The sequence below is a fragment of the Sphaerobacter sp. genome (assembly GCF_019683595.1).
In the GTDB taxonomy this organism is placed as follows: Bacteria; Chloroflexota; Chloroflexia; order Thermomicrobiales; family Thermomicrobiaceae; genus Sphaerobacter.
The window spans coordinates 1-10,094 of the sequence record NZ_JADGHZ010000129.1 but is presented as its reverse complement, the minus strand read 5'-3'; the positions used below and the strand labels follow the sequence as shown (position 1 = coordinate 10,094).

Here is a 10,094-nt window from a genome sequence, read left to right as displayed (position 1 = left end):
GAGAGCGAAGCCGGAGCATGGTACTCGAAAGGTCCAGGAATCATGCGAAGCCGACTCCTCTCGCCGGTCGGCGCCCAAGACCGCCTGACCGATTTTTCACGCTGCCGTACTCACAGGGTACCTAACCCATATGTACCACCCTCTGGCGAATTGCGCTAGCCCCCCGGCACCAGCATCCGTGAATTGCCCGCCCCCGGGCCGGTCGGTGCAGACTGAAATAATGTTTGGCACAGCGAATTGTCACTGCACTCGTGATAGTTGCGCAACGCGGAGGGATCCGCTGGGGTGAGGGGGTGCAAGGCAAGAGGCCCCCGGGCGACAGGAGAAGTCGGCTATGAACTGAAGGGGTGTGCGCCTGGAGAGGGGGCCTACGGTTCACCCCGGGCTGGCAAGGCGAATCCGTCTCACTCGGGCTAGGGCACAGGCAAGATGCTGGCACGATCTCGCGCCGTCCAACGAGCGCGCGATGAGTGGTGCGACGGATCCCACGCCGTGGCGCGTGCCCGGGGCTAAAGCCGCCGGGCTGACAAAGCGAAGCCCACTGAAGGGGCTAAGGATTGGACGTCCCGCGGGATGCCGGAACGGCTCCGCCGGGGTGTGGCCATCGTAGCCCCTTCAGTGGGCTTACCCAATGGCAGCCCGGCGGCTTTAGCCCCGGGCACGCGCCGCGCGGCGAGACCGGCACATCGGGGTCTGATCCGTACCGCGATCCCAGCCGGCTTGAGCCGGCTTTCGTGCTGAGCCCGGCGGCTTGAGCCCCGGGCACGTGCCACGGCGTGGGATCCGTCGCGCCACCCGCCCCCGAACGGGACCATGGCATAGGATCCTACACACCACCCACCTCGCGTCCCAATGTCGGCGCGGCACCAACCCGGGTGCGGCTGACGCCGCGCGATACCAAAGCGGCGGCTCGGGCCGCCGCACTCCAAAGAGCCGGCTACAGCCGGCTTTCGTTGTCAGCCCGGGACTTTTAGCCCCGGGCCGCAACCAGCATCTGAGGTCCGCTCCGCCAGCCGATGAGGGCTATAACGCCTTACCCCGCCTGCTCTGGGCGCAGGTGACGGTCGAACCAGCCGATCACGCGGTTGATGAGGTCGCTCTGGTGCTTGCGCTCCTGGATGGCGTGGCCCTCGCGCGGGTAGGTGACGAACTGGGTCTCGACGCCGAGGGTCCGGAGCGCGACGTACATCTCCTGCCCCTCCGCCATGGCCACCCGGCGGTCCTCCTCGCCGTGGAGGATGAGGGTGGGTGTGGTCGCGTTCCGGATGTAGCGGATCGCCGAGCGTTCGAAGTACGGCTCCGGGTCGTGGTACGGGCTCGTTTCGAAGTAGGAGAGGTTGGCGCTGGGGATGTCGCCCAGGCCGTTGTCGCTGATCATGTTGGGCAGCCCCGCCCCCATGACCGCCGCCTTGAAGCGGGTGGTCTGGCTGACGATCCAGGAGGTCATATAGCCGCCCCAGCTCCAGCCGCCGACGCCGAGCCGCTCGGGGTCGGCGATACCACGCTCGATCAGGTAATCGACGCCGGCCATGATGTCGCGGTACTCGCAGCCGCCGACATCGCCGAAGAGCGCGTTTGAGTACTCCGGACCGCGACCGGTGCTGCCCCGCGGGTTGGGCATGAGGACGGCATAGCCGCGCCCGGCCAGAGCGTGCGCCCACTCGTGCCACGTGGCGGCGAACTGGTTGGTCCAGAGCCACGTCGGCCCGCCGTGGATCTGCACCACCAGCGGGTAGCGCTGGCCCTCCTGATAGCCGACCGGCTTGAAGAGCAACCCCTCGACCTCGACGCCGGGATCGCTCTCCCAACGCACGATCTCCACCTCGCCCAGGGCGGCTGCCTCCAGCTCCGGGTTGAAGTGCGTGCGCCGCTGGAGCGCAGGGGATATGTCTTCACGCGACAGCACCCACACGTCCGGCGCGTGCGTCGCGTCTTCCCACACCACCGCGATCCGTTGCCCGCTGGCGTCGGCCGTCGCGACCGGCGCGAACGTCCCCCACGGCTCTTCAGCCAGCAGCCGCTCACGCTCGCCCTCCCAGCTCAGCCGGTAGAGGGTCATGTTGACGCCCTCGTCGGCCACCATCAGCAGGGCGTCGCGCCCCAGTGGCCACAGCGCCTCGCTCGTCCCGTCGTAGCCAGGGGTCAGGCAGACCGGCTCACCCCCCTCGACCGGGATACGGTAGACGTAATCGCCGTTGACGACCCGCCCGGCGCGTGCCCGGTAGGCGAGATACGCGCCGTCCTGCGACCAGGTCAGGTGCTCCGCCATACCGATCTGGCGGAAGACCGGCGTCGGCTCGCCACCCGCGCGCGGGACGATAACGACCTCGTTCTCCTGGAAGATGTCGTCGATGCGCGGCGTCGGGGTGAGGTTGAGCGCCAACCGCTCGCTGTCGGGCGACCAGGCGTAGGTCCAGACCTGCCGTCCCTCCGGCGATACGGCCGCGGCCGTCCCGGCCTCGACGTCGATCACCCAGAGCCGCTGGTACTTGTAGTCGGTGTCCCACACCCGCGCGTCGTCGCGCTCTTCCTTGCGCTTCTTCTCCTCCTCCGTCTCGGGGTCGGTGAAGAGGACCGCCAGGAAGCGACCATCGGGCGACCAGGAGAGATGCTCCATGTCGCCCTGCTGGTCGAAGACGCGCCGCGCCTCGCCCCCGTCGGCCGGCATGATGTAGACGCTCTTCTTGCCGCGCTCGGCCCGGTCGGAGAGGAACGCCAGGCGACGGCCATCGGGCGACCAGCGTGGCTCCTCGTCCAGCCACTGCCCGGCGGTGAACTGGCGCGGCTCGCCGCCGGCGAACGGCACGACCCAGATCGCCGACTCGGGATGCTCCTTCTCGTTGCTGACCGGCCGCAGCGTGAAAGCGACCCGCTCACCGTCGGGTGAGATCTGCGGGTCGCTCGGTCGCCGGTGGGTAACCAGTTGTTCGGTCGTGAGCGGCTGCGGGACGCTGGACGCCTGCTCGTCACCTGTCACAGGAGCTACCTCCTCATGTGATCATGCCGGCTGGAGAAAGACACCGGCCGCGGATCTTACCACTCAGTGAAGGGATCGAGTGCATCGCGCAACCCGTCCCCGATGAAGTTGACTGCCAGGATCGCCAGGACCAGCACGGCGCCTGGCGCGACCGGCAGCAGCGGCACCTGGAGATAGTAGTTCGATGCGCCGGTGAGCATGTTGCCCCAGGTCGGCACATTCGGCGGCACCCCGAAGCCGAGGAAGTCCAACGTCGCCTCGGCGATCATGTTGTACGCCATCGAGAGCGTCGTCGACACGATGATCGCGGCCGTCACGTTGGGCAGGAGGTGCTGGATGATAATCCGCGCATTGCTCGCGCCCATGGCACGCGCCGCGTCGATAAAGTCGAGCTCTTTGAGCGCCAGGATCTCACCCCGGATCACCCGCGCCAGCCACATCCAGCCGAAGAGCCCGAGGAAGAGGATCACATTCCAGACCGACGCCGAGACGATGGTGAACAGGACGAGCAGGAAGAAGAGCGCCGGGAACGCAAGCATCAGGTCGATGAACCGCATCAGCGCCGCGTCGATCCAGCGGCCGTAGAACCCGGCCACGGCACCGACGACGACGCCGATCAGGCTGGAGATCAGCGCGGCCGCGAGCCCAACCGAGAGGGAGACTCGCCCGCCGTACATCACGCGCGTGAGCACATCGCGGCCCAATTCGTCGGTCCCCAGCCAGTGCGCACGCGACGGGGGCGTCGTGATGCTGAAGAGGTCTTGCTCGTCCGGACCGTAGGGCGCGATCACCGGCGCCAGCACCGCCAGCAGCGTCAACACCCCGAGAATCAGCAGGCCCACCATGGCCAGCCGGTGCCGACGGAAGCGCTCCCAGGCGATCCGCGCGTGGCTCCGGCCGGCACTCACGTGCTCGGGCAGCAGTGGCGTGACCGATTGTGTCTCGGTTCGTAGCCGCTCCTTCACCGGCGCCCCCTAGTCGTACGTGATCCGCGGATCGAGCAGGGCATAGATCAGATCCGCGATCAGGTTGCCCAGGATGATCGCGACCGAGGAGAGCACCAGGATACCCATCTGCACCGGGTAGTCCCGCGAGGCGAGTGAGTCGTAGAAGAGCCGCCCCATCCCCGGCCAGGCGAAGACGGTCTCGGTCACCACCGCGCCGACCGCGTAGAGCGGGATGTCGATGCCGACGACCGTGACGAAGGGGATCAGTGCGTTGCGCAGCGCATGGCGCAGGAAGATGGTTCGTTCCCGCACCCCCTTCGCCCGCGCGGTGCGGATGTAGTCCTTATGGATGACTTCCAACAGCGAGGAGCGCACGTACCGGCTCCAGCCGGCGATGGTCCCGACCGCGAGTGTGAAGGCGGGCAAGGCCAGGTGCTTCAGAAGGTCGAGCAGGCCGGTCTCGCCGGTGGCGTGCATCCCAGCCGTCGGCAGCCAGCCGAGCCGCACCCCGAATAGGAGCTGCAACATCAGGCCGAACCAGAAGACCGGCATGGCCAGACCGAAGAACGAGATCGCGCTGACGATGTGGTCGAAGAGGCTGTACTGGCGCACCGCAGCCAGCACCCCGAAAGCGAGGGCCAGCACCAGCGCGATGCTGAGTCCGGCGCCGACCAGGATCAGGGTGCTCGGCAGACGCTCCAGGATGACGGTCGTCACCGGGCGGTTCTGCACGTAGGACGTGCCCAGGTCACCCTTCAGCAAATTCTTTAGCCAGTGGAGATACTGCACCGGCACCGGCTGGTCGAGACCCATGTTGCGGCGGATCGCCGCCAGTTGCTCGTCGCTCATCCGTCCGCTGCGCGCGAACATGGCATCGGGCCCGCCGGGTGCGAGTTGCATGAACAGGAATGAGATCAGCGAGATCCCGATGATCAGCGGAACCGCTCCGAGCAAGCGCCGCACGGTGTAGCGCAGCACCGGCCACCGTGTCCTTCCTGATGCGGCCGCGCCTCACCCGCAGGCGAGGCGCGGCCTGGCCCTTACCGGATCAAACGGCGCTCACGCGCTGTACGCCCACTCGTGCACGTTGTAGAAGAGCGGCGTGAACGCGTTGGGGTTGAAGCCTTGCAGGTTCTTGGGACAGACGAAGATCAGCTTGTTCCAGTAGATGAAGATAACCGGCACGTACTCGTGGAGCAGTTCCTGGATCTGCCAGTAGATCTGCTTGCGCTCCTCCTGGTCGATCGTGGAGACGCCGCGCTCGGTGAGCTCGTCGATCTGGTCCTGCATGTCGTACGGGTTGAAGTACGCCGGCAGGTTGCCGCCCGATCCGGTCGGCGAGTCCGGGATCTGGCTGCTGTGCCAGTAGAACGTGTTGTCCGGGTCGTTCCCGTTGAACCAGGAGAACCCGCAGGCGGTCGGGGTTTCGGTGAACTGATACCCCTCCGGCCCCCAGAGCGTGCGGATGTCCTGGAACTTCAGATCGGCCTGGACACCGATCTGCTTCCAGGAAGCGGCGATTACCTGGAGGATCTGCTGGCCCTGCTGGTCCCCGGCGATGCCCCACAGTTCGAGCTGCATCCGCTTGCCATCCTTCTGGCGGATGCCGTCGGGGCCGGGTTTCCAGCCGGCGTCATCGAGCAGCTTCTTGGCCTGCTCCAGGTCGTACGGCCGCGGCTCGATGTTGGGGTTGTAGGCCCAGGAGATCGGCGCGATATCCGCGACCGAGATCGTCGCATGCCCCTTCAGGATCTTGTCGATGATCTCCTGCTTGGGCGTGGCGAAGTCGAGCGCCTGGCGCACCGGCTTCTCCATCAGGAAGTCGATGTTCTTCAGGTCGAGGTGGTACCACGCCTGGCTGTCGGTCTCGATGACCCGCTTGTCTTCCATCGCGACGAAGGTGTCGTACTGCTGCGCATCCACATACGCCGCCAGGTCACCCTCGCCTGACTTGAGCTGCACCGCGATCGTGTTCGAGTTCGGCACGAACTTGCAGACGATCTGCTCCAGCTTCGGCGCCCCCTGCCAGTAGTCAGGGTTCGCGTTGGCCGTCACATGATCGCCCGAGACCCACTCGACAAACGTGTACGGACCGGTGCCGTACGGCTGCCGGCCGAATTCCTCCTTGAAGCTCTGGATCCCCTTGGTCAGGGCGCTCGCGGGGGCAATGTAGGTGCCACCCACATTGGCGATGAAGGGCGCGAACACCCGATCCAGCTTGAACACCACCGTGTGGTCGTCGGGCGTCTCGGCCTCCGTGATCTGCTCCCACCCCTGCTGGTTGAAGGCGCCGAAGTCGGGGTTCATGATCATGTTGTACGACTCGATCACGTCCTGCGCGGTGAAGTCGCTCCCGTCGTGCCACTTCACACCCGTGCGCAGCTTGAAGGTGTAGCTCAATCCATCGGGCGCGGCCTCGTACGCCTCCGCCAGCCGAGGGCCGTACTGGCCGGTGTCATCCGCCTCAAGCAGGCTCTCCATGAACAGCGAGAGGATGTCGAAGCCCACGACGAGCTGGGTCAGGTAGGGGTTGAGCGTGTCCGGCTCCTCGTTGGTGACGTAGGTGAGCGTGCCGCCCTGGACGCTCTCGCCGCCGGACCCGCCGGGGGTGGCAGCGCCGCCCGGCTGGTCACCGCTCGCCGTCGGAGTCGTCTGACTGGTCTCGTTGCTCCCGCCCCCGCACGCAGCGAGGATGCCGCTCGCGGAAACCGCCGCAGTCGCGCCGATCAAGGTCAGGAAACGCCGCCGCGACCAGACACGCGATTGCTCGCCCGCCGGGATCCCCGGCTGAGTAGCGGTGCCCATGATCGACTCGTCCCTCCTCAACCACCCTGATAGCCGCACCCGACCCGGCAAACACCCGAAAATACAATCGTCTCGCATGCGGTGATGTGTGGCACGGGTCACAGTGGATTTCAACGCGCGTATGCTACGCACTGGAATGGGCCGCTGTCAACGCGGTCAGCGGCCCTTGCCCGGCCCAGCGCGGCCGGCTACAGGAGGGTCGACACCCGCCGTCCGGCATCGTGCGACCGAGTTGCGGAGCAGGCACTAGACCGGCACGGAGGCCGCTCGCGGCGCCGGTGCCCGCGGCCGCCGCAGCCGGATCGCGAGGTAGAGCGCGGAGAGGAAGGGGGAAAAGAGGACCAGCATCCCCACCACGAAGGCCGCGAGCCGCACAGGCACGTCCCACCATGCCGACGACTCCGAGGCTCGCTCGACCGGTGCCGGCGTTGTCTCAACGGAAGGCTCGCGTTCGTTGGACGGCACGTCCCCCCGCCGCTCCATCGGCACCGGCACGTCCTGCCGGTGCTCCTGGACCGCCGTCGCCGAACCGACCCGAAACTCCATCAGCCCGACGATGGCGAGGACGATCGCGAGGCACCCGATGAGGGTCGCGACGACCTTGTCGCGCGTGCGCCACATGGGTGAGAGCCAGGCCAGCAGGATGCCGACCGGCCAGAAGAGAGCGGTGAGCACGATCGCAGCGTATTCGAGGAACCCCGGTCCCGCCGGCGCGACCGGGATCGGCTCCGGCACCCCGAGGCGCTCGCGCGTCTCACGCGCCAGTTCCTCCGGGCTTCCCAGGCGGTCGAGGATGGTCCGCACCGTCGCCTCATCGCGCGTTCCGGCAGCCGCTAGCGAGGCATCAATGTGCGTGCGCAGGTCCTCCAGGATCTCCCGCCGTTGCGCCGCCGGCACCCCGACCAGCGCCTCGTCCACCTCCTGGAGGTAGCGCTCGATCAGTCGCCGGACTCCGTCGTCGGTTTCACCGTTGCGGACCATGTGTCTCCTCCGTTTTGTGGCGTCCCGAGCACGCCGTCGACGGCGTCCCGAAACCCCACCCACTGCTGCCGAAAGACGGCCAACGCTTCCCGCCCACGCGGCGTCAGCCGGTAGTACTTCCGCGGCGGCCCGGCGGGCGACTCGCGCCACTCGGTCTCGACCAGCCGCTCGCGGTGAAGGCGGCTCAGCAGTGGGTAGATCGTCCCCTCGCTGGTGAGCAGCGCCGGGTTCTGCCCCAGCCGCTGCACCAGCTCGAACCCATAGCGCGCCTCGCCCTCCAGTAGGGCCAACACGCACGCCTCCAGGGCGCCTCTTCGCATCTGTGTCAGCAGCGCGCTCGTATCCATGGCCACATGGTAGCACAAGCTACCTTGTGACACAAGGTAGTGGCATGTGGAGGTCCGTGTGCCGGGGGTAAGCCGCCTTGCTGACAACGAAACCCGGCGGCCGGGTTTGGAGTGTGGCGGCCCGAGCTGCCGCTGTGGTAGCACGCGGCTGATACCGCGGCGGGACCGGTTTCGTACCGTCGTCGGAACGTGGGATGGGTGGCGTGAGGATCCCCGCGCCGTGGCCCATGCTCGGGGCTCAAGCCGCCGGGCTGACAACGAAAGCCGGCTGATGGAGGTTGACGAATTAGTCGTGTCTACCCGCCAGCCCCCGCGACTCCCCGCGTGTCATCCTGAGCGGAGCCGGGGGCCGCGGCCCCCCCCCCCCCCCGGGCGCAGCGAAGGATCTCTCCGGTGCATGCTGGAACCGACGCGAGATCCTTCGCTCCGCCGCACGGCGCTCCCGCGCCGGCCGGCTCCGCTCAGGATGACAAGGACGAGACCACGGTGATCGGTACATGTACCACGGTAATTTGTCAAACTCCATAAGCCGGCTGAGGACGGTAGTCCGTCCGGGTGGTGAGAGGATCCCGCCGCGCGGCCCGTGCCCGGGGCTAGAGCCGCCGGCACGGCGGACACTCGTATCATTCTTCAGACTTCATCACCCTTGGACACATGCCGACCGGCGGACACCGTATCACCAGGATCTGATCCCGTTTCCGACAGCCGGCTTTAGCCGGCTGTCGTTGTCAGCCCGGCGGCTTGAGCCCCGGGCACCTGCCACGGCGCGGGATCCTTCCCACCACCTGCCCCGAAACGGGATCACGGCGCCGGATCCGTCGCACCACCCATCGCGCGTCCCAACGGCGGCGCGGCACCAACCCCGGCGCGCGGCTGGGGCTGCCGCACTCCAATGCAATCCCTAGCCGCCGGTCGCCGGCTTTCCTTGTCCGCTCGGCGGCTTGTGCGCCCCGGGCATCCGCCACGCAGGCCGGCTACATCACGGCATCAGGCCCGAGCACCGTCGGGTCTACGCCACACGGTCGCCCCACACGTGACGCATGACGGATGACGCATGACGCATCACGCATCACTGATAGATCACCACGTCCGGCTGCGGGGTAAGGAGGTTGACCTGCTCGGGGGTCATCAGGTCGGCGTCCTGGTCGTAGAAGAGTTTGAAGCCGCCGTGGGGCGCGCCGTCCTCGTTGACGAAGCGCTGGTAGCCGCCCATCTTGTCCTCGGCCCATCCGAAGCCGTCCATGTCGATCACCAGATCGATCCCCGGCACCTGCCGCAGCGCTTCCTTGTTGCGGATCATGACGTAGTCGAACTGGTGGACCACCAGGATCTTGTTCGGCAGTTTCTCGTCCTCGATCAACTGCGCGAGCATCTCCTGCGCCCGGTTGATCTCCTCAGCGTCCATGTCGCCGATGATCGTACCCGGCACTTCGCCCGGGGTGGCGAATTCCGGGTCGAGCGCCAGGTGAACCCGCGGGTTCTTCAGGTACTCCAGCACGTGGGGGAGCTCCGCCTCGACCGTACTGTGGCCCATCTGGATATCGAGGATCACGAGAAGATCACGCCGCTCCGCCACCTCGAGGTACTGCTGCACCAGCTCGTCCGGCATGCGGTAGAGGTAGGTGCCGTCGTCGGTCTCGGATCCCTGTGCCACCGCGTAGATCAACTCCAGCGCCGGAGCGACGGTCCGATCACCATTGGTCGCGTCGTACTCCGCAGCCTGGGCGAGAAGCTGGTCAACCACCGTGTTCGGGTCGGCGCTGCCGAGGACTCCCATGACCGGGGTATCCGGATAGCCGTAGTAGGCGACGACCTGGCAGTTCTGGAACAGCGAGCGCGGGTCGGCAGGGCGGAGGGTGAATGGCGACTCCGCCGTCTCGTCAGACGGGGTAGGACGCGGCTCGTAGCAGTGCGCGAGTGGCGGCGGGACCGGTGTCGGCGTGGGTGTCGGGGTCGGCGTCGGCTCCGGGGTGGGCGTGGGCGCCGGCGTCGGGGTAGGGGTGGTGGGCGGATCCTGCTCGGCCGTCGCGGTCACCC

Annotated in this window: 7 protein-coding genes; all 7 read right to left on the bottom strand. The window is 67.3% G+C overall.

Annotated features, from left to right (window positions below):
* Nucleotides 1-1,033: 1,033 nt before the first annotated feature.
* Nucleotides 1,034-2,977 (bottom strand): S9 family peptidase, encoded by a 1,944-nt coding sequence (locus IRZ30_RS12580; protein WP_294085612.1) that lies wholly within the window; start codon nt 2,975-2,977, stop codon nt 1,034-1,036.
* A gap of 56 nt (nt 2,978-3,033) precedes the next feature.
* On the bottom strand, nt 3,034-3,942 hold the full coding sequence (gene opp4C, locus IRZ30_RS12575) for an oligopeptide ABC transporter permease (RefSeq protein WP_294085611.1): 909 nt from the start codon (nt 3,940-3,942) through the stop codon (nt 3,034-3,036).
* A gap of 9 nt (nt 3,943-3,951) precedes the next feature.
* Nucleotides 3,952-4,902, bottom strand: a complete 951-nt coding sequence (locus tag IRZ30_RS12570) for an ABC transporter permease (protein ID WP_294085609.1) — start codon at nt 4,900-4,902, stop codon at nt 3,952-3,954.
* An 81-nt stretch (nt 4,903-4,983) separates the two neighbouring features.
* Entirely contained in the window at nt 4,984-6,729 is a 1,746-nt protein-coding gene (locus IRZ30_RS12565) for an ABC transporter substrate-binding protein (RefSeq protein WP_294085608.1), read from the bottom strand.
* A 246-nt stretch (nt 6,730-6,975) separates the two neighbouring features.
* Nucleotides 6,976-7,710 carry a hypothetical protein gene (locus tag IRZ30_RS12560; protein ID WP_294085607.1) on the bottom strand — a complete coding sequence of 245 codons (735 nt, stop codon included), beginning with the start codon at nt 7,708-7,710 and terminating at the stop codon, nt 6,976-6,978.
* A complete protein-coding gene (locus IRZ30_RS12555) occupies nt 7,668-8,003 on the bottom strand; it encodes a PadR family transcriptional regulator (protein WP_294085605.1) in 336 nt (111 codons plus the stop codon). The genes IRZ30_RS12560 and IRZ30_RS12555 overlap by 43 nt, the downstream gene beginning before the upstream one ends.
* Nucleotides 8,004-9,126: 1,123 nt before the next feature.
* On the bottom strand, nt 9,127-10,094 hold a 968-nt coding region (locus IRZ30_RS12550), incomplete at its 5' end, for a hypothetical protein (protein WP_294085603.1).

Coding starts and splice junctions, on each gene's coding strand:
- IRZ30_RS12560 (WP_294085607.1), bottom strand. CDS start 7,710: ATGGTCCGCAACGGTGAAACCGACGACGGAGTCCGGCGACTGATCGAG.
- IRZ30_RS12565 (WP_294085608.1), bottom strand. CDS start 6,729: ATGGGCACCGCTACTCAGCCGGGGATCCCGGCGGGCGAGCAATCGCGT.